The sequence below is a fragment of the Bacteroides muris (ex Afrizal et al. 2022) genome, assembly GCF_004793475.1.
In the GTDB taxonomy this organism is placed as follows: Bacteria; Bacteroidota; Bacteroidia; order Bacteroidales; family Bacteroidaceae; genus Bacteroides; species Bacteroides muris.
The window spans coordinates 53,722-73,148 of record NZ_SRYZ01000008.1; the positions used below are offsets into that span (position 1 = coordinate 53,722).

The following is a 19,427-nucleotide window of genomic DNA, read 5'->3' on the forward strand; positions in this document are numbered from 1 at the left end:
TTGCAAACGTTAAGTAAAAAAGACAGGTTGCTTATTGCCGAATATCTTACGGGATATATATTCATTGTTGAAACGGTACGTAATGTAATCATCCATGGTAATTTCCATTGTTTTTAGCGGACACATCTGTTCTGCCTTATTGGGGTGTTCCAATATCTTTTGTTTGCAGAGTCCCCAGCATTGCGGTAACAATTTGCATCGGATACATGCTGAATCATTGTATGTTTTGATGGCGGTTCTTTTCTCCAGTTTGTTTTGTTCCCACTCAATGCTTCCGTCTGAAGTAAGTTGGCCTTCTTGGTGAGTGCTTGTGAAATCTCTTCCAGTACAATTATAGACATCACCATTATAAGATATAACCACATTGTTTTTTAAGTCCATGAGGCACGAGTAATTCCGTCTACCGAAATTGAGGTATGACAAACGGAAATTCAACCGTAACATTTCATTAATGAATTCTTTGAGATCGGTTCCCGTACTGGAATCATCTGACGCAGTGGTTTGCCATACACGCTCCAAATGAATCCTTATCTTCTTTCTGTCTATGTCTTGTATGTCATTGACAACGGAGTGCAGGTGTTTGAAGGTCTGATTGTCGAAATTTATTCTTAAATTGATGCGCGAATCATAAGCATTAGTTAGGTCATGGATGGCTTTCATCACGACATCATAAGTACCTTCTTTAAATTCCGGTGATTTTTTGATGGAATTGTGCTTTTCTCTGTACCCGTCAATGGTTATCTGGAAAGTGGCGTCAAGTTCTGCTAACATAGGAATAATATCTTCTGTTATACGGGTCGCATTTGTAACGATGGAAACTCTAATGTCCTTGTTTATCGTCTTTGCATAATCTTTTACTTTAAACAGCAAAGGTGCAACTTCTTCTTTAAAATACAACATGGGTTCACCACCAAACAGAGAAAAATGTATGATGGATATGTCTTCTCTGTTTAGTATGTTTTGTGCATATCTGAACACTTTATTCTGTTGCTGACAAGATAAGTGGCTGCCTACAATATGCTTTTCAAAGCAATACCAGCATCTGACATTACAATCTAATGAAGGAAGTAAAGTTAGATTGAAGGTTCCGGAAGTATCGCTCTTGTGGTATTCTTGTATAAGGTTACTGTATTCGTCTACATTGTTTTCCACTATAAAGCCGTTTTCTTGTAAAACCTTCAAAGTGGTTTCGTTAACTTTATCATAGTCGTTGTTTTGTATGAGGTCATAGGTACAGCGGTTTATTACGATGTAATTGTCATGGTATGTGTTGAAGCATAGCATACCTGCATTGCATGACGTATACAAATTATAATAGCTGCTTTTCATGGTTATATGGCAAATTTAAAGTTCGTTGGTAAAAGACAGAATATAGATATTAGTTCGCACCATTTTTACTATATTCTGTCGTTCTAAGAGGCTTAAGAACATTTAGTGTTCTCCTTTATTCGGTCTTATTGGGGTAGTTGCACTACAACAATCGCCACAATTGCAATCGCAACCATTGTTCATGTAAACATCCTCATTGGCTCCTCCTTTCAGTAGAGCCATTTCTTCCTCTTTGAGTTGTATCATTTCAAGAGGTAAAGTTGATTTTAATTCATTCATAATCGTTACATTTTGAGTTGATAATTATTGGGATAGCTATCTTTTTTTAGTCAAAAATGAAACTTCCGTAAAAAGAATCTTCTCCTATTTTCAATTCAAGGGTATATTCTCCTTCGTACAAACTATATACTTCGAACGTATGGCATCGTGAAGATGTCATGTCATTGTAGGAATAAACAATATTACCCATGCTATCTTTTATAGACGTTTGAAGTCCTGATATTGTTACATCCGAATAGATACGGATTGTATTTCCGTCAATAGTAGCGGTAGGTATTAAAGTAATGGAGCGTTTGTCTTTATCCCAATTTCCTTTGGAGTCGGAAGTTCTATATAATGGGATATCCTCTTCTATAGCCTTAATACTCATACAGCAGAATATGCCTAAAACCAACAGTAGATACTTTGCTTTCATTTGATTTTGTTTTTGTTTCGTTGTCGCAAAGTTGAAAATAAAAATGATTTTATTAAGACTTCTTGCTGCTTTATGTATGTGCATGGTTGTGTGCACATCGCTTCTTTGTGTGCAAAAGTATGTGTAGGGCTATGTGCAAAAATATGTGCATGAATGGATGAAAGGTGTTCATCCTTTGGATAAGATGCTTATAATGAGTCTATAATCTTGTCCCACATTTCCGGGCTTCCTTTACTTCCGGTTACTTTCTGGTAAAGCCTCCTCCGGATGGAAGAAATGCTTTCCGGCTTGAGTTGCAGTAGGCGTGCGATGTCCGCTTGGCGGAATTGGAGTTTGAGAAGTATGCAGACGTGCAATTCGTTTTCGTTGGGAGTGTGCAGCGAATACAGCCTTTCGAAGAAGGTAGGGTAGGCGGGGGGTATGAGTTCTTTTAGTGAATCCCATTCTTCCTGAATGATATAAGCTTCACCACGTGCAGAGTTTGCACGTCCTTGGAGTTTCTTGTATATCTCGGAACAGAACAAGTAGTCTTGGGCTTCTTTTTCTTGTTCTTTTTCGATTGCTTGCTGCTGCAGGATGTGATTGAGTAATTCTATTTTCTGTCCTAATTGTTTCTTCAGTATGCTATTATCGGGAATATTGATATTTACCAGATTCTTTTCCAACTCTTCCTTCTGCGCTTTGTGCCTTTCGAGGAAATCAATTTTTTCTCTGTTTTCTTTTTCTATTGTACGAAGCTTGTCCAGTTGTTGCTCCAATTCCAGACGTTTCCGCTTGCTGCATTGACGGTAAGCGATAAATGAGAGTATGGCAATGACAAATCCTCCGCTGATAATACAAATCCAGGATGTTTGGCGGTTGTTCTCTGCTTTCAGTCTGTTGTTCTCTTTCTCACGCAGTTGGTAGTTGTAAAGGGAATGCATCCGATGGATGGTTTCCGTTTGCGTGAGTTTCTGTATGGAGTCGGTATACAAAAGGTAACCATTGAGGTAACTGGATGCTTGCTGCGCGCCATTCTGTTTGAGGGTGAGTTCCAATAATCTGCGGCAGGCTGTTTGCTTGGCATAGACAGAACCGAAGCCCAACAGCTCTTTGTAATACCATGTGGCGGAATCCATCTGAAAGGTTATATCATATAGACGGGCGGCAATGCTGTAAATGGCACTCCTACTGGGACGCTCAATATCCCTTAGGGCATTCTGCAATACTGCATGGGCAGAATCGTATTCCTGCAAATCTGTGTAAATTGCGACAAGTTGCCCTTGCATCATATTAAATAAATCTGCGCGTTGTAATTGTTGGCTCAATCGGTTTGCTTCTTTGAAGTAGGCTAATGTGCTGTCTCGTTTGCCCAATTCTCTGTACATATTGCCTATGTCCCTCAATGTGAAAACCATGCCGACACTGTCTTTCAGTATATTGTCGTATTCTCCCCCTTTCTTATACATCTCCAAAGCTTCGGTATACATGCTTTGATAAGCAAACAGCGTCCCCATCTGGCTGTAAATCTTGCTTTTCAGTTTGTATCCTCCGTCTTCGGGCAATGCTTCCGCAGCTTTTTCGAAGTACCCCAACGCCTGCGGTGCGTCTCCCAAGTCGCGATACACCCTTCCGGCATAGTAGTAAGCTTCCGGCAGATGCCGTTCATCGTCTTTCTTTATATAATAATGTAACACGGGCAGTATCAGGCTGTCCGATGTATGCTGTATATATGCCTTGTCGTTCGCTTTGATGCAGAGTAGCCGATAATACATCTGCACGGCTTCCGGTTCGGCCTGCATGCTGCTGTCGATGCTTTTCAGCAAAGTGATGGCACTGTCCGGGTTGGCACTTGCCAGGCTGTCCGCAAGAATCAATGATTGTGGATGGGACTTGCGTCCGCAGGCGTAGAAGAGGCTCGGCAGGACAAGAAGAAGCAATAATGTCCGTATTATTATTTTCATATCGGCAAATATAGCGTTTTATTTTATAAGTCTTGGAATTCACGTTGGCTTAATACTCTTTTTGAAACATAGATTGCGCAGGTAAGATACTTCAACGCACTAAAGCGTTAAACTACACACAAAACAGTTTATTTCGACACATAGGACAGCTTGTTTCAACGTGTGAAACAAACTGTTCCATTAGGGAGAACACTTTGTTCCATTAGGGAGAACACTTTGTTCCATTAGGGAGAACACTTTGTTCCATTATAGAGAACACTTTGTTTCATATTGATTGAGCACTTTGTTTCATGCCATATAAACAAAGTGTTCACCATTGTGAACTAATATGTTATCTGTATTTTGAACATGAAGACGATAGGTGTCTTTATACCCAATTCCGAGGCTTGCAGATACTTTGTCTGCAAGGGGTATCTGCAAGCCTGCAACTAATTGTCTTGCAGTGAAGTAAGTGCCGAAACCTTGCAGATGGCAGATAAAATGAGAAAAAAACTCTATGTAGCGGTGCGGCTGAGCCGGGACAGCCTATGGCTTTACAATATGTATTGTACTTCCTTGAAGAGATATTCCCGTTCTTTGCCGTTTTCGTCTTCCAGTATAAAACGTCCGTCTTGCTCTACACGCAGCAACCGGGCAAGGAACTTGCCGTCGGCGTCTTCATAAGGATGCAATCCCCGGCGACGGAAAAGGGAGCGGGCATACCGTGTGGATATCTCGTCGGAGTAGGCAGCGAAGTCCTCCATTTGGAGGCTGTTGTAGTAGATTTGTATACGTCTCAGGATATGGGCAAGGATTTCATAACGGTCGTGCTCCTTTCCGGTGATTTGTTTCAGTGAGACGGGGTTGGGAGCATCACTGTTGAAGACTTCCTGGTTGATGTTGATGCCGATTCCGGCAATGCTACGCTTGATATGGTGTCCGGAAAGGTCGTTCTCTATCAGTATGCCGCAGATTTTCCGGTCTTTCCAATAGATGTCGTTCGGCCATTTGATGGTGATTTCATCAGACCATCTGCTCAGTTCTTCCTTAATAGTGAGGGAGACGATTTGTGAAAGGATGAACTGCCGGCGGGCTTCCAGAAAAGAAGGGTAGAGTACAACGCTGAAAAGCAGGTTCTTGCCTTCTTCGGCTTCCCAGGTGTTGCCGCGCTGGCCTTTACCGGCGGTTTGGAACTCGGCAGTCACGGTCGTCAGTTCGGCAACGGATTCTTGCAACCGGTTGCAAAGCTGGCTGAGGTATTGATTGGTTGATGCCGTTTCGTCCAATGCCACCAGCGGGAACGGGAATGTGTCAGGGCAGGGCTTCATATTCGGTACGCATTTTTTTTGTGAATTTCTTTAATACTTCTTCAAGAGAGTGGTCTATCAGTTGTTTCAACAATTTGTCGTCGACGTCACCGTCCAGAAGCACTTGGTTCCAGTATTTTTTGTTGAAGTGATAGGCACCTTCGATGGCTGCATAGTGCTCTCGCAGTTCGAGTGCATACTCTGGATCGCATTTCAGACAAATCTTATTGGCACTTTCCAGGTCGATGAGTGCAAACATTTTACCCATGACCTTCATTACGAGCGAGTATTCGTCGAACGGAAGGCATTCCATGACGGCCTTTTTGCTGAGGCAATATTCGCGGGCGGTTTCTATGTCCATGATGGTATTTACGGTTTACAATTTATGATTTACGATTACAATAACTCTCATTTGTCAGTTATCAAAACATGGGCGGATAGAAGGCATCCTTCATGTGCTCTATCCTGAATGCTCCCGGTTCGCCTACGGCTGTTATGATGTCGAAGCGAACGGGTACATCCAGGCAGAAGAGCTTGACATAGGCATCGGCCGCTACGACAATACGGCGTATTTTCTGCCAGTTCACGGCATCCTGCGGCTCGATGTAGTCCGTATTGCTACGGGTTTTTACTTCCACTATTATCAGTTCTTCGTCTTTGGCAGCCACTATATCTAGCTCCAGGTGATTCTTTCGCCAATTACGGTCGCGTATGGTGTAACCGTTCTGTTCCAGATATTTGGCAGCGGCGTCTTCACCGGCTTTTCCGAGGACATTGTGGTTGGCCATTACTGTATTGCAATACCGGTTAGTGCGTTCTCGGCAGGCAATTCGCTTGTTTTTATCATGCCGTAGTGTCCTGGGCGTTGAACAGTGGGCAGGGCGAATGCTTTGCCGTTGGCGGGTGCCCGCATCAGGCTGCGTGTGCCAATCGGCTGTTCGCCGGTGATTTCACGGATGGCGCGTGCCAGTAGTGGTTCATCCGGATGCCCGAAGTGAAAGTAGGTGTTAAAGTAACCGTCGCCGTCGGCATCTGTCTCATCTAACTCAATGTCAGGCAGGAATCCGTTCTCGTACTCTCCGAATCCCTTGGCATTGTAGGTTTGGAAAGTGATTGGAACCACTTCGTAAGTATCTTTTTCCACGGTGATTTCTTTGGGTTCCATGCCCACGTTCTTTCCAGTGGTCCGTTTTCCGATGAGCACCACATCAATGCCAATACCCCTCAGTGCATTGATTACCAGTTCGCTGGCTGAAGCTGTGCCGCTACCCACCAGACAGTAGAGGCGGTTTAGGCCGAGGGCGGCTGCGGTGAGCGATGTTTTCAGGTTGGCATACCAGCCATAGGAAAAATTCTCTTCCAAGCGGGAATTGGAGTATTTTTTCATTCGCTCTTCATTGTATCTGTATTTGGCAAACACTTTGTCCCGGCAGTTGCTTCCGGCCAGACACGAAGCTATCAGGTTGGCCGTTGTAACATGTCCGCCGCCGTTGTAGCGTAGGTCGAGCACTAGGTCTTGTATGCCTTCGCGCTTGAATTCCTTAAATACGTCAAACAGTACATCGTCAAATCCGGCATCGAAGTTCTCATATACCAAGTAGCCTGTCTTATGTCCGTTGTTGCTCGTTATCACTTCGTGGTGCAGTATAGGATTCTTGTACATGGCACGAGCAGAAAGTGCGCTCTCGCGGGTACACAGATTGCCGCTTTCATCGTATTTGAAGTTTCCGTTTTCGTCAGTTTCTATTTCGGTCAGAGTGGCAGCGACGGAAGACTCCGGATACATCAGTTGCATGAACACCTGATTCATATTGCTTTTAGTTATATCTTTTCCATTCATCTTATAAAGGAAAGCACCACGATTTATTCCGTTCTCGGAAGCTGGTGAATCCGGATAGATTCCTTGCGGGCAGAGGACTATTTGTGTATTACTTATTTCTACGGCTATCATTCCGGTGAATCCGAAACTGTATTCCAGCTCTCTTTCTATTTGGGTTGCGGCGCGTGTGGTGCCGATTGTCTTTTTCTTTACAATATACGAGAAGAGGTGGTAGTTGCCATTTCCGTCAGCTTTCTTGTCCAAGGTGTTGGTGGTCATACCATATAGGTTATTATAGAAAAAGTCTTCATATCCCTGACTGAAATTTTTCTTCAAGCTCTTGTATTCCTCGTTCCACAAGTACATTTCATCTAGGTATTTGTTCACTTCTCGGTTCACTATCGCATCTCCGGTATCTTCGGGAAGGCTACCGGCCTTTTGTGTCACTTTGAAACTGCTTGGTCGGCTTCCTTCCGCATTGACAGTAATGGTAGCTGTTCGGTCCTTGGTTGTTGCTCCGTTTGCCGATACCATGAAACTGTGGGAACCTTTGTTGCCCGATGTTTGGGACAATTTGCACCAATCCGCACCGCCTGCTACAGTGGCCACCCACTTGCCGTATGTGGTAAAGCGTATGGTTAAATCCTTTTCTGTACTGATTGTTAACACTTCTCCTTCTTTCCAACTTTGGTTGGCAATGCCGGATGGTCGGTCTTCCTTGTCATCGTTGCATGATGTTGTTATCATGACTATTGCCAGAAGGAAGAAAGCAAGATAATTGATTCGGTTCATATTGATGCATTTTTTAAACGTCTCAAAAGTACTTTTTTAATTGATTCGGCAGAAGAGTTTTGGGGATATTCTTTTCATCTGGTCTTCAAAAACTCCTTTTTTGTCGTCTTGCAGTTTCCTTTTCCTTTCAACCTCTTTCATAGACTTTCTTTTTTATGGATTCGATGCCTCTTCGTTTTAGGTTTGATGTCTGTTTGACAAATGTCGCTATTGCCGGGCAGATGTCCTCTGCTTTGGAAAGAAAAATACATTGATTCGTTTTGTTTTTACAGAAGTAAAAGTAATTTTGCAGGAAATATGAGAAAGAGAGATAAAACGTGTGCGAAAGCAACGCCCGAAGAACCAAGACGCGAGCAGCGCATGGTATGCCTGATGAGCGAGGAAGAACTGCGGATTGTAGACCGTTATCTGGATAAATACAAGATAACGAACAAGTCGCGCTGGCTGCGGGAGACTATTCTCATGTTTATCCATAAGAATATGGAAGAAGATTATCCTACTTTGTTCGGTGAGCACGATATGAGGAGGTGAAAATTAAGAATTAAAAATTGAAACGGAGTGGCGTTGGACGATAGCTATTATATGAAACAGGCGCTTTTGGAGGCGCATAAGGCAGGTGAACGGGGAGAAGTTCCCGTAGGTGCGGTTGTGGTTTGTAGGGACCGTATCATAGCCCGTGCCCATAATCTGACAGAGACCTTGACAGATGTCACCGCCCATGCCGAGATGCAGGCCATTACCGCTGCCGCCGCAACCCTTGGTGGCAAATATCTGAATGAATGTACTCTCTATGTCACAGTGGAACCTTGCGTGATGTGTGCCGGTGCCATTGCTTGGGCACAGATGGGGCGCCTGGTGTTTGGCGCCGAAGATGAGAAAAGAGGGTATCAGCGCTATGCCTCGCAGGCATTGCATCCCAAAACAGAAGTAGTAAAAGGAATCCTGGCAGATGAATGTGCCGTCCTAATGAAGGAGTTCTTTGCCGCCAGGCGCAAATAATCCTTTATCCTTAATTCCTACTCTTTAATTTCTTCAAAATCCACATATTCTCCTTCGTCTTTGGAGAACAGTTTCTTGTGGCGGGGACGTATTTCACCCTCTTCGGCTTGTGCCTCCTCAGGCGATTGTTTATTATCATTGTAGGAATACCCTCCCGGCTGGTAATTACCATTTCCTTTTTGGTAGGGACCGGAGTTGGAGGAAGTACGGCGTCCACCCAATCCGAATATGGTTCGGATGACACTACCGATAATGCTAAGACCAATGAGCAGAATGGCAATTATGATGATAAATAAAAATCCTAAAATATGAAACATGGGCTAATGTCTTTTTATGTGTTCGTTTTCTGCGAACTTCAATACAACAATTGTGCCGGAAAAATGTTTATTTACTTTTCCTTGTAATAAGCGAAAGTAGTATATACCACACGATAATTGCAGCAAAGCTGCAGATTCCCAAGAAGATAAGGAACGGAATGCAGACAAGTAGGAAAATGAAGCTTGTTTTATTGTCCTTCCATGACAGATTCTTGAATTTGAGTGAGAACATTGGAATCTCCGATACAAGCAACCATGAGAAAAGGCAGACCAGCAGCAACAGATAAACCGGATGGAAGCTGTTGCTCACCAAACAGTCGTGAGCGCCCGTCACCAATGAAGCCCAGAACAAGGCATTTGCCGGGACGGGAAGTCCTACGAAAGAGCTTGTCTGGCGGGTGTCATTGTTGAATTTGGCAAGCCGTAGTGCAGAGAACACGGACAAAAGAAATGCGAGATAGGGGAAAACGTCGGCCATGCTTTCCATTGTGCTTGGATAGTTCATTTCCTTGAACAAGGAAAATACAATCAGGGAAGGGGCCACTCCGAAACTGACATCATCTGCCAGAGAATCCAAATCCTTGCCGATAATGGAATGTGCGTCCAGTGCACGTGCCATCATGCCGTCGAAGAAATCGAATACGGCACTGAAGATAATGAAAGCGAGTGCCCATTCATATTTGGCTTCGGATGCCATGACACAGGCAATGCACCCGGAGAATAGGTTCAGGCAGGTCAGAATATTTGGAATATGGCGGGTAATGCAGTTTGCCATTGTTGTTCTTTTATTATTTAAGTTTGGCTATCACAGTCTGATTACCGGTAGTCTGTTGTCCTAGTTTAACGAATACTTCGGTGCCCAACGGCAGAAAGACGTCCACGCGGGAACCGAATTTGATGAAACCCATATGCTCGTCGATATAGCATTCCTCGCCCGGTTCGGCATAGGTTACGATACGGCGCGCCATGGCTCCGGCTATCTGTCGTGCCATAATTTCCACGCCTTCCGGAGTTTCTATTACTACAGTGGAACACTCGTTGTCGGTGCTGGCTTTGGGCAGCCAGGCTTTCATGAACTTTCCGTTTTTGTGCCACACTTTCTTTACCGTACCGTCTACCGGATACCAGTTGGCGTGTACATTGACCAGGCTCATGAATATAGATACCATGATACGGCGGTCGTGGAAGTATTCGTTTTCTTCTACTTCTTCCACCACTACGATTTTACCGTCGGCAGGAGCTATCACGACTTTCTCTGTTTCCTGTCCGAACAAACGGATGGGACAGCGGAAGAAGTTCACTAGTATGCCATATACAATGAGGCTAATGACCGCTACTACGTAAAAAGGAACTTTGCATTCCAATCCGAAGTAAAGGGCAGTGTTGACAGTCAGAATCAGAGCCAAGCTGCCTGCTAATGTATGTGTTCCTTCACGGTGTATACGTATCTTTTTTAATCTTTTTAATCGACTCATGTATATAGTATTTGCTATTTTAGATAGAAATTATTTGCAAAAATAGGCTTATTTTGAAAATCTAACAAGGATTTGGAGAGAGAAATGTGCGTGTTGATAACTTTTTGGGAAATATTTTTGTTAGCTGTGATAGAGGTTGTAATTTTAGGCTCTCAATAGATAAGGATATATATGCAAGATTTTGTTCATTTACATGTCCATACCCAATACTCTCTTCTGGATGGTCAGGCAAGTGTCAGCAGGCTGGTTGACAAGGCTATGAGGGATGGTATGAAAGGCATTGCCGTGACCGACCATGGAAATATGTTCGGTATCAAGGAGTTCACCAACTATGTCAACAAGAAGAACAGCGGGCCGAAGGGGGAGATAAAGGACCTCAAGAAAAGGATTGCCGGTATTGAAAGTGGTGAGATAGAGTGTGAAGACAAGGAAGCGGAGATTGCCGATTGCCGTACCAAGATGGCAGAAGCGGAAAGCAAGTTGTTCAAGCCGATTGTGGGCTGTGAAATGTATGTGGCCCGCCGAACCATGGATAAGAAGGAGGGGAAGCCGGACCAGAGTGGTTATCACCTGATTGTGCTGGCAAAGAATGAGAAGGGGTATCACAATCTGATAAAACTTGTATCGCATGCTTGGACAAGGGGATACTATATGCGTCCGCGTACAGATCGCAGTGAACTGGAAAAGTATCATGAAGGGCTGATTGTCTGCTCGGCTTGTATCGGTGGCGAGGTTCCTAAGAAGATTATCAATGACCAGCTGGAAGAGGCGGAAGAAGCTGTACGCTGGTATAAGAATCTGTTTGGCGATGATTATTATCTGGAACTTCAGCGCCATAAAGCCACTGTTCCCCGTGCCAATCACGAAGCTTATCCGCTTCAGCAGAAGGCGAATGCCAAGTTGTTGGAGTTTGCCCGGAAATATGACATTAAGGTTATCTGTTCCAATGACGTCCACTTTGTGGATGAAGAGAATGCGGAAGCGCACGATCGCCTGATTTGTCTGAGTACGGGTAAGGATCTGGATGACCCTACCCGAATGCTCTATACTAAGCAGGAATGGATGAAGACAAAGGCTGAAATGAACGCCTTGTTTGAAGATGTGCCCGAAGCCTTGTCCAATACCTTGGAGATTTTGGACAAGGTGGAGTATTATTCTATCGACCATGCTCCTATTATGCCTACGTTTGCTATTCCTGAAGATTTCGGGACGGAAGAAGGCTATCGTCAGAAGTATACCGAAAAGGACTTGTTTGATGAGTTCACTCAGGATGAGAACGGCAAGGTGGTGCTGGATGAGGATGCTGCCAATGCCAAGATAAAGCGTCTGGGGGGGTACGACAAACTGTACCGTATCAAGCTGGAAGCCGACTATCTGGCAAAGTTGGCATTCGACGGTGCCAAGAAGTTGTACGGTGACCCCTTGTCCGACGAGGTGAAGGAACGTCTGGTCTTTGAGCTGTACATCATGAAGACGATGGGTTTCCCGGGATACTTCTTGATTGTGCAGGACTTTATCAATGCCGCCCGTACACAGCTGGGAGTCTCGGTGGGACCGGGACGTGGTTCGGCTGCCGGTTCGGCGGTGGCCTATTGCTTGGGCATCACGAAAATAGACCCGATTCAATACGACCTTCTGTTCGAGCGTTTCTTGAATCCCGACCGTATCTCTTTGCCTGATATCGATGTGGACTTCGATGATGACGGGCGTGGAGAAGTGCTCCGCTGGGTGACGGATAAGTACGGGCAAGAGAAGGTGGCGCACATCATTACATACGGCACGATGGCGACCAAGATGGCCATCAAGGATGTGGCACGCGTACAGAAACTGCCTTTGAGCGAATCAGACCGTCTGTGCAAGCTTGTGCCGGATAAGATTCCCGACAAGAAACTCAATTTGCCCAATGCCATTGCCTACGTGCCCGAATTGCAGGCTGCGGAGGCTTCGCCCGATCCACTGGTGCGCGATACGATGAAATATGCCAAGATGCTGGAAGGTAATGTACGCGGTACGGGTGTGCATGCCTGCGGTACTATTATTTGCCGTGACGACATCACGGATTGGGTACCTGTCAGCACGGCGGATGATAAGGAGACGGGCGAGAAGATGCTCGTAACCCAATACGAAGGTTCCGTCATCGAAGATACGGGACTTATCAAGATGGACTTCCTCGGACTGAAAACCTTGTCCATCATTAAGGAAGCCGTTGCCAATGTACGTCTGCACCGCGGCTTGGAACTCGACATCGACAAGATATCCATTTCCGACCCTGCTACCTATAAACTCTATTGCGACGGCCGTACCATCGGTACGTTTCAGTTTGAATCGGCTGGCATGCAGAAGTATCTGCGCGAGTTGCAACCGAGCACTTTCGAGGATTTGATTGCCATGAACGCCCTCTACCGTCCGGGGCCTATGGATTATATCCCCGACTTCATCGACCGTAAGTGGGGACGCAAGCCCATCGAGTATGACATCCCCATCATGGAGAAGTATCTGAAGGATACCTACGGCATTACGGTCTACCAGGAGCAGGTCATGCTTCTGTCGCGTTTGCTGGCGGACTTCACCCGTGGTGAGTCCGATGCCTTGCGTAAGGCGATGGGTAAGAAACTGCGTGACAAGCTGGACCACATGAAGCCGAAATTCATTTCGGGTGGACAAAAGAACGGCCACGACCCGAAAGTGCTTGAGAAAATCTGGGCCGACTGGGAAAAGTTTGCGTCCTATGCCTTCAACAAGTCACATGCCACTTGCTATTCGTGGGTGGCCTATCAGACGGCTTTCCTCAAGGCCAACTATCCGGCCGAATACATGGCGGCGGTCATGAGCCGAAGTTTGGCGAATATTACCGATATAACCAAGCTGATGGACGAATGCAAGGCAATGGGCATCAATACATTGGGACCGGATGTGAATGAAAGTAACCTGAAGTTCACCGTGAACAAGGAAGGCAATATCCGTTTTGGCCTTGGTGCGGTGAAAGGGGTAGGCGAGGGTGCTGTGCAGAGCATTATGGAGGAACGCGAAAAGAATGGTCCTTTCAAAGGGATATTTGATTTTGTGCAGCGTGTCAATCTGACAGCCTGCAACAAGAAGAATCTGGAATGCCTTGCCTTGGCGGGCGGGTTCGACGGCTTCCCTGAGTTGAAGCGAGAGCAGTTTTTTGCCGTAAACTCCAAGAACGAGGTCTTCCTCGAAACCTTGGTGCGTTATGGTAACCGTTACCAAGCTGACAAGGCAGCGGCTGTAAATTCCCTATTTGGTGGTGAGAATGTGGTGGATATCGCCACTCCGGAGATACCGGTAGCGGAACGTTGGAGTGACCTCGACCGTTTGAATCGGGAGCGTGATTTGGTAGGTATCTATCTATCCGCACATCCGTTGGATGAATATTCTGTGGTTCTGGAGCATGTTTGCAACACTCACATGGCAGAGCTGGAAGATAAGACGGTGCTTGTGGGACGCGAAATAACAATGGGTGGCATCGTGACTGCCGTGCGTCGCGGTATCAGCAAGAACGGCAATCCTTACGGCATAGCCAAGATTGAAGACTATTCCGGTTCGGCAGAACTTCCTTTCTTCGGAAATGATTGGGTGACTTATCAGGGGTATCTGGGCGAGCGTACCTTCTTATTCATCAAAGCCCGTTGCCAGCCTAAGCAATGGCGGCAGGATGAACTGGAACTGAAGATAACCTCCATGGAATTGTTGCCTGACGTCAAGGAAAAACTGATCGAGAAGATAACTATTCTCATTCCGTTGAGTGTACTGAATAAGGCTTTGATAACTGAACTGGCAGAACTGACCAAGGAACGTCCGGGTAGCACGGAGCTTTATTTCAAAGTCAGAGATGAGGATAGTAAGATGACGGTCGATTTGATTTCCCGTCCCGTGAAGCTTTCCGTGGGGCGTGAACTAATTACTTATTTAAAAGAACGTCCGGACCTTGAGTTCAGGATTAATTAGTTTTCTTGGTTAGAAAACGAAGATAGGCTGCACCTCAGCATAAAAAATGAACAAGTTCATTTTGTTTTGCATTCAGTTTGCACTATCTTTGTTTCGGAAGCGAAGACTGATAAAATGCAATTGACAGAAAATTAATAATTATAGTTGACATTTAATATTAAAAGAAATGGCTTTAGAAATTACAGACAACAATTTTCAAGAAATCTTGGCAGAGGGAAAACCAGTAGTTATGGATTTCTGGGCGCCTTGGTGCGGCCCTTGTAAGATGGTGGGACCAATCATCGATGAATTGGCTACTGAATATGAAGGAAAAGTGATTATTGGCAAATGCGACGTGGATGAGAACGGTGACGTAGCTGCCGAATATGGTATACGCAACATCCCTACAGTCTTGTTCTTCAAGAATGGAGAACTGGTGGATAAGCAGGTAGGTTCGGCTCCGAAATCTGCTTACGTGGCCAAGATAGAAGCGATATTATAAGGTACTATTTGACGATTTGCTATTTACGATTTACCCTTTCGGCATCATGGCACAGCCAAATAGTAAATTGTCAAATAGTCAATAACATTAACCCTTTAAGCAATAGTAAGTATGGGAATGGAAGACGATTTTTTGCAGAATGATGTCGATGATGAAAAGACTATCGAGTACATCAAGAATTATTTGCCGCAGGAGTTGAAAGAGAAGTTCTCTGACGACGAGTTCTATTATTTTCTCGATTTGATTGACGAGTATTATTCCGAGAGCGGCATCCTTGATGCGCATCCGGATACAGATGGGTACATCGAGATTGATTTGGAGAAAATCGTGGACTATATTGTCAAGGAAGCCCATAAAGATGGGATGGGTGACTATGATTCGGAAGAAATCCTTTTCATCGTGCAAGGTGAAATGGAGTATGCGGAATCTTTGGACGAAGAATAGTCTGTATCAAAAGTATAGGAAAATCGCGGATAAGCGTGGCTTTATCCGCGATTTTTGTTTTTATGTAGCCGATGGCGTATTCAGAAAAAAGAAGATGGATGTTCCGATGAGGATGACACCCAATACACCGTAGAACCAACGGGCTTGCCGCCGCCCTACATTTTGCACGATAAATTGGGTGTTTCGGGCAGTAAAGAACCAGTTCCAGTTCAATATGGCTGCCAGCAAGGCGATGATGCCCGCGACGGCAAAAATTCCTTGAACGATGTATTGGCTCATGGGAATTGACAATTAAAAATTAAAAATTAAGGGGGGGAGGGTTATTCAAAGTTTTCCAGGGTGACTTTCCGCTCTCCGTTTTCTATTTCCTCTATGGTCACTTTGATAGTCTTGCCCGGCAGAAGTTCCTCTACCAGCTCCGGCCATTCTATGAAACAGAGGGCACCGCTGTAGAAGTAATCTTCATACCCCATGTCATACACTTCTTCCAGCTTCTTGATGCGGTAGAAGTCAAAATGGTAAATCAGTTCACCGGCAGTGTCGGAACGGTATTCGTTGACAATGGCGAAGGTGGGGGAGGTTATGACGTCGGAAACGCCTAACTCCTCGCAAACGGCTTTGATGAAAGTCGTCTTGCCCGCCCCCATTTTTCCATAGAGGGCGAAGACTGTATTGTCACCCATTTCAGCGATGAACTGGCGGGCGGCTTCGTGAATCTGGTCTAATGACTGAATTTTGATTTCCATTGTGTTTATAGATTTCTTTAGCGTTGCAAATATAGCCAAAAACTTTTTCCTGTCTTGCAAATGGCATAGATAATGATGGAAAAGAATATGATGGATGCACCCGAGGGGACATTCAAGTAGAAAGAAATCATCAGCCCGCCCAGGCAACTGAGATAACCGATGCCGATGGAAAGCCAGATGATGCGGTGGAACCGGTGCGAGAACAAGTTGGCGGTCATCTGGGGAACAGTGAGTAGGGAGATGACCAGTACGATGCCCACCATGCGCAGGCATGCCACGATGGTAAGCGCAATGAACATCATCAGTACATATTCGAATACCTGCACCGGAATACCTTGCGAGCGGGCAAACTCCCGGTCGAAAGCTACGTAGATGATAGGATGGAGATATAGTGCGAAGAACAGTGCCAGCAGGGCGGCAAGCCCTCCCAATAGAGCAATGTCGCTCCAGGTAATCGTGAGAATGTTGCCGAAGAGATAGGCAGACAAGTCGGGGGCGAATCCCGGTGAAAGGAAAGTGAACATGATGCCCAGTGCCATACCCAATGTCCAGAATACGGCAATGGCAGAGTCTTCCCGCATGTCCTTCCGTTTGCTGAGCCACTCTACACCGAAAGCGGACAAGACTGCAAACAAGGCTGCCGACAGAATGGGGGAGATGCCGGTATACAGCCCTATGCCTATCCCGCCGAAGGAGGCATGTGTCAATCCACCGCTGATGAACACCAGTCTCCGGGTGACGATGTACGTGCCTATGAGCCCGCAAGCGATACTTGCCAGCAGACTGCCGATGAGTGCATGTTGGAAAAAGGTGTATTGCAGTAGCTCCATTTATTCAATTAAAAATTAAAGGTTCGATGTGGAGTGTTAGGAATGGGGAGTGAGACGGCGTTCGCCGATAATGAGGAACACTTCATCTTTAATGTTGTTCGGCAGGGCTATGCCGCGCAGTTGCAGGCTGCGCACCCATCCGGCTACGTCCGTGTCTTGCATCGTATAGAACACGTCGCGGAACTCGTCTTCCTGCTCGGGAGTATAGACATCGGGAGCGGTGCCGATGTATTTGTCCAGTTCTTCATCATCGTAATATTCTATTTGTTTGCTGACGGCTGCCAGTAGGCTGTCACGTTCGCAGGTTTCATGCTGTCCGCAGCATTCGGCATTTACTTCTTGCACTTCGGGCATGGCGTCCAGTTCGCCGCGGTCTATCTTCTTCTGTAGTTTCCGGTTGCGTATAATTCCGGCCGTGGCTGCCACGAGGGCAAGTACAATCAGGCTAATAATCAATATCCACATGGGCTTCCTTTTCTTGAAAAACATGTTCTATTAATAGAACGGACAAAGATACATATTGTTTTGCACACGGCAAAATTATGCTTCGGATTGAATAGATAGAGTGCAAGGCATGTCGTCTGGCTGTTTATTCCACTTTGAATCCTGCTTTTTGCAAATCATTCCAGTAGGCTGGATAGGATTTGGAGACTACTTGCGGCTCGTCTATCTGGATGTGTGGCAGGGCGAGGCAGGTTGGGGCAAATGCCATGGCCATGCGGTGGTCTTCGTAGGTGGCAATAACGGGGGCGGCGTCTTCCGGGCAACGTTCGCCGTCCCACAACAAGATGCTGTCTTGCTCGGAGCGTATAACGTAACCCAGTTTGCGCAGTTCCGTAATGAGGGCGGTGATACGGTCAGTCTCCTTTATTTTGAGGCTTTGCAGGCCGGTGAAGCGGAAAGGAATGTTCATCAGGCAGCAGGTGACGACAAAGGTCTGTGCCAGATCGGGGATGTCCACCATGTCTTCGTCGAGACGGGCGGCGGGAATGCCCTTCCGGGTCAGTTTTACTCCCCGGTTTGTATATTCGGTATGGACACCAAGGCGGGCAAAGACTTCTGCACCGCGGCTGTCGCCTTGATAGCTGTGGGCGAAGAGTCCGAGCAGTTCGATTTCTGCAGGGTGTGTTTTTTCCTTCGCACTGTTTTCACTTTCTTTCGCGCTACTTCCATCTTCCCCTTTCATTTTTAATATTTCATTTTTGATTCCTTCTATTGCCATCATCTGATACCAGTAAGATGCGGCGCTCCAATCGCTTTCCACAGTAAAAGGAGTATCCGTGTATCCGCCGGGGCTGACGGTGATGCAATCTTTGGAGGTCCAGTCGGCCTGGGCGCCGAAGTCGCGCATCAGTTGCAGGGTCAGGTTGATGTAGGGGCGGGAGATGATGTCACCCGTCAAGTGCAGGCGCAAGCCTTTGGGGAGGACGGCACCAATCATCAGCAGGGCAGATATGTATTGTGAGCTGACGTTACCGGCGAGGGATATTTCTTCGCCCTTCAGTTCAGTTCCGGTGATGTGCAAGGGGGGAAAACCCTCGTTCCTGACGTATTCGATCCGGGCGCCGAGCTCTCGTAGGGCGTCTACCAGTATGCGGATGGGGCGTTGCTGCATGCGTTGCGTACCGGTGATGATGCGGGTGCCCGGAGTTACGCTGAGGTAGGCGGTGAGGAAACGCATGGCGGTACCGGCGGCAAGAATATCTATATGTCCGGGATTTCCGTCGAGGGCGCGGGTCATCACCATGGTGTCGTCACAATCGCTCAGATTGCAGGGAAGGATGTTGCCATGGGCTAAGGAGTGGAGGATGAGTGCCCGGTTACTGATGCTTTTGGATGCCGGTAGCTGTATGGTTGCGTGCAGCGAGGCAGGAGCGGAAACGGTATATTGCATGGTTGTATTTGTTAAGTTACGGTGGTAAGTTTTTTTATTGTCACTGCAAAAGTAGGATAAATCTTTAAGAAATGGAAAAAAGGTAACTTGTTTCTGTGGTTTCAGTCTTTCGCTTGCCTTTGTGGGGGTAAGTCCCGATGTTGGGACAGACAGATATAATAAATATTATTCTTATGGAAATAGATTTGCTCCCCTCTCGCTTTGTTGTTTTCGGCCATATCTCTTTATGCTGGCCTATACCAACCGTTCCTTGTTCTATGCCCAACTCTAGTGTGCATTTTGAAGGAACAGTACATGAAGAACCCATCTTCGGCTTGGAGCTGATATTGCTGATTATTTCGCTGACTATATCGGGGTGCGAAATATATATCGGTGAGCTTCTTGGAGATACATCCCGACGATATGCACG

21 protein-coding genes are annotated in these 19,427 nt (G+C 46.0%); 5 read left to right on the forward strand and 16 right to left on the reverse strand.

Annotated elements, in window-relative coordinates:
- Positions 1-9: 9 nt before the first annotated feature.
- The 8 genes from E5355_RS05730 to E5355_RS05760 form a co-directional block, all read right to left on the reverse strand.
- The gene (locus E5355_RS05730; RefSeq protein ID WP_136009538.1) at positions 10-1,329 is read right to left on the reverse strand and encodes a radical SAM/SPASM domain-containing protein; all 1,320 of its coding nucleotides are present in this window, start codon (positions 1,327-1,329) and stop codon (positions 10-12) included.
- Positions 1,330-1,431: 102 nt separating this feature from the next.
- Positions 1,432-1,608 carry a hypothetical protein gene (locus tag E5355_RS19360; protein WP_168354284.1) on the reverse strand — a complete coding sequence of 59 codons (177 nt, stop codon included), beginning with the start codon at positions 1,606-1,608 and terminating at the stop codon, positions 1,432-1,434.
- Between the two features lie 46 nt (positions 1,609-1,654).
- Positions 1,655-2,023 (reverse strand): DUF3244 domain-containing protein, encoded by a 369-nt coding sequence (locus E5355_RS05735; RefSeq protein WP_168354285.1) that lies wholly within the window; start codon positions 2,021-2,023, stop codon positions 1,655-1,657.
- A 188-nt stretch (positions 2,024-2,211) separates the two neighbouring features.
- Entirely contained in the window at positions 2,212-3,966 is a 1,755-nt protein-coding gene (locus E5355_RS05740) for a tetratricopeptide repeat protein (RefSeq protein ID WP_136009540.1), read from the reverse strand.
- Positions 3,967-4,499: 533 nt separating this feature from the next.
- A complete protein-coding gene (locus tag E5355_RS05745) occupies positions 4,500-5,273 on the reverse strand; it encodes a biotin--[acetyl-CoA-carboxylase] ligase (protein WP_136009541.1) in 774 nt (257 codons plus the stop codon).
- Positions 5,257-5,613 carry an MmcQ/YjbR family DNA-binding protein gene (locus tag E5355_RS05750; protein WP_136009542.1) on the reverse strand — a complete coding sequence of 119 codons (357 nt, stop codon included), beginning with the start codon at positions 5,611-5,613 and terminating at the stop codon, positions 5,257-5,259. The genes E5355_RS05745 and E5355_RS05750 overlap by 17 nt, the downstream gene beginning before the upstream one ends.
- A gap of 61 nt (positions 5,614-5,674) precedes the next feature.
- Positions 5,675-6,040: a YraN family protein gene (locus E5355_RS05755; RefSeq protein WP_136009543.1), complete on the reverse strand. Its 366-nt coding sequence runs from the start codon at positions 6,038-6,040 to the stop codon at positions 5,675-5,677.
- Entirely contained in the window at positions 6,040-7,863 is a 1,824-nt protein-coding gene (locus E5355_RS05760; protein ID WP_136009544.1) for a S41 family peptidase, read from the reverse strand. The genes E5355_RS05755 and E5355_RS05760 overlap by 1 nt, the downstream gene beginning before the upstream one ends.
- A gap of 297 nt (positions 7,864-8,160) precedes the next feature.
- On the opposite strand from E5355_RS05760, the gene E5355_RS05765 reads away from it, so the two are divergent.
- Positions 8,161-8,394: a hypothetical protein gene (locus tag E5355_RS05765; protein ID WP_136009545.1), complete on the forward strand. Its 234-nt coding sequence runs from the start codon at positions 8,161-8,163 to the stop codon at positions 8,392-8,394.
- A 33-nt stretch (positions 8,395-8,427) separates the two neighbouring features.
- Positions 8,428-8,862, forward strand: a complete 435-nt coding sequence (locus tag E5355_RS05770) for a nucleoside deaminase (protein ID WP_136009589.1) — start codon at positions 8,428-8,430, stop codon at positions 8,860-8,862.
- 17 nt (positions 8,863-8,879) lie between these two features.
- On the opposite strand, the gene E5355_RS05775 is transcribed toward E5355_RS05770, so the two are convergent.
- From E5355_RS05775 to E5355_RS05785, 3 genes are all read right to left on the reverse strand, one after another.
- Entirely contained in the window at positions 8,880-9,179 is a 300-nt protein-coding gene (locus tag E5355_RS05775; protein ID WP_136009546.1) for a DUF4834 family protein, read from the reverse strand.
- 67 nt (positions 9,180-9,246) lie between these two features.
- Positions 9,247-9,954, reverse strand: a complete 708-nt coding sequence (gene pssA, locus E5355_RS05780; protein WP_136009547.1) for a CDP-diacylglycerol--serine O-phosphatidyltransferase — start codon at positions 9,952-9,954, stop codon at positions 9,247-9,249.
- A 13-nt stretch (positions 9,955-9,967) separates the two neighbouring features.
- Positions 9,968-10,654: a phosphatidylserine decarboxylase family protein gene (locus E5355_RS05785; protein ID WP_136009548.1), complete on the reverse strand. Its 687-nt coding sequence runs from the start codon at positions 10,652-10,654 to the stop codon at positions 9,968-9,970.
- A gap of 171 nt (positions 10,655-10,825) precedes the next feature.
- Here E5355_RS05785 and dnaE point away from each other — a divergent pair, with 171 nt between their 5' ends.
- From dnaE to E5355_RS05800, 3 genes are all read left to right on the forward strand, one after another.
- Complete coding sequence (dnaE, locus tag E5355_RS05790; protein WP_136009549.1) at positions 10,826-14,623, forward strand: DNA polymerase III subunit alpha; 3,798 nt, start codon at positions 10,826-10,828, stop codon at positions 14,621-14,623.
- Positions 14,624-14,789: 166 nt separating this feature from the next.
- A complete protein-coding gene (trxA, locus tag E5355_RS05795) occupies positions 14,790-15,104 on the forward strand; it encodes a thioredoxin (protein ID WP_136009550.1) in 315 nt (104 codons plus the stop codon).
- Positions 15,105-15,215: 111 nt separating this feature from the next.
- Entirely contained in the window at positions 15,216-15,548 is a 333-nt protein-coding gene (locus tag E5355_RS05800; RefSeq protein WP_136009551.1) for a hypothetical protein, read from the forward strand.
- Between the two features lie 60 nt (positions 15,549-15,608).
- Here the strand turns inward: E5355_RS05800 and E5355_RS05805 are convergent, their stop codons facing one another.
- From E5355_RS05805 to E5355_RS05825, 5 genes are all read right to left on the reverse strand, one after another.
- Positions 15,609-15,827 carry an immunity 17 family protein gene (locus tag E5355_RS05805; protein ID WP_136009552.1) on the reverse strand — a complete coding sequence of 73 codons (219 nt, stop codon included), beginning with the start codon at positions 15,825-15,827 and terminating at the stop codon, positions 15,609-15,611.
- A 41-nt stretch (positions 15,828-15,868) separates the two neighbouring features.
- Positions 15,869-16,294: a tRNA (adenosine(37)-N6)-threonylcarbamoyltransferase complex ATPase subunit type 1 TsaE gene (gene tsaE / locus E5355_RS05810; RefSeq protein WP_136009553.1), complete on the reverse strand. Its 426-nt coding sequence runs from the start codon at positions 16,292-16,294 to the stop codon at positions 15,869-15,871.
- A 17-nt stretch (positions 16,295-16,311) separates the two neighbouring features.
- Entirely contained in the window at positions 16,312-17,124 is an 813-nt protein-coding gene (locus E5355_RS05815) for a metal ABC transporter permease (protein ID WP_136009554.1), read from the reverse strand.
- A 36-nt stretch (positions 17,125-17,160) separates the two neighbouring features.
- Positions 17,161-17,589, reverse strand: a complete 429-nt coding sequence (locus E5355_RS05820; RefSeq protein ID WP_136009555.1) for a phospholipase — start codon at positions 17,587-17,589, stop codon at positions 17,161-17,163.
- Between the two features lie 124 nt (positions 17,590-17,713).
- On the reverse strand, positions 17,714-19,018 hold the full coding sequence (locus tag E5355_RS05825) for a 3-phosphoshikimate 1-carboxyvinyltransferase (RefSeq protein WP_136009556.1): 1,305 nt from the start codon (positions 19,016-19,018) through the stop codon (positions 17,714-17,716).
- Between the last annotated feature and the right edge of the window lie 409 nt (positions 19,019-19,427).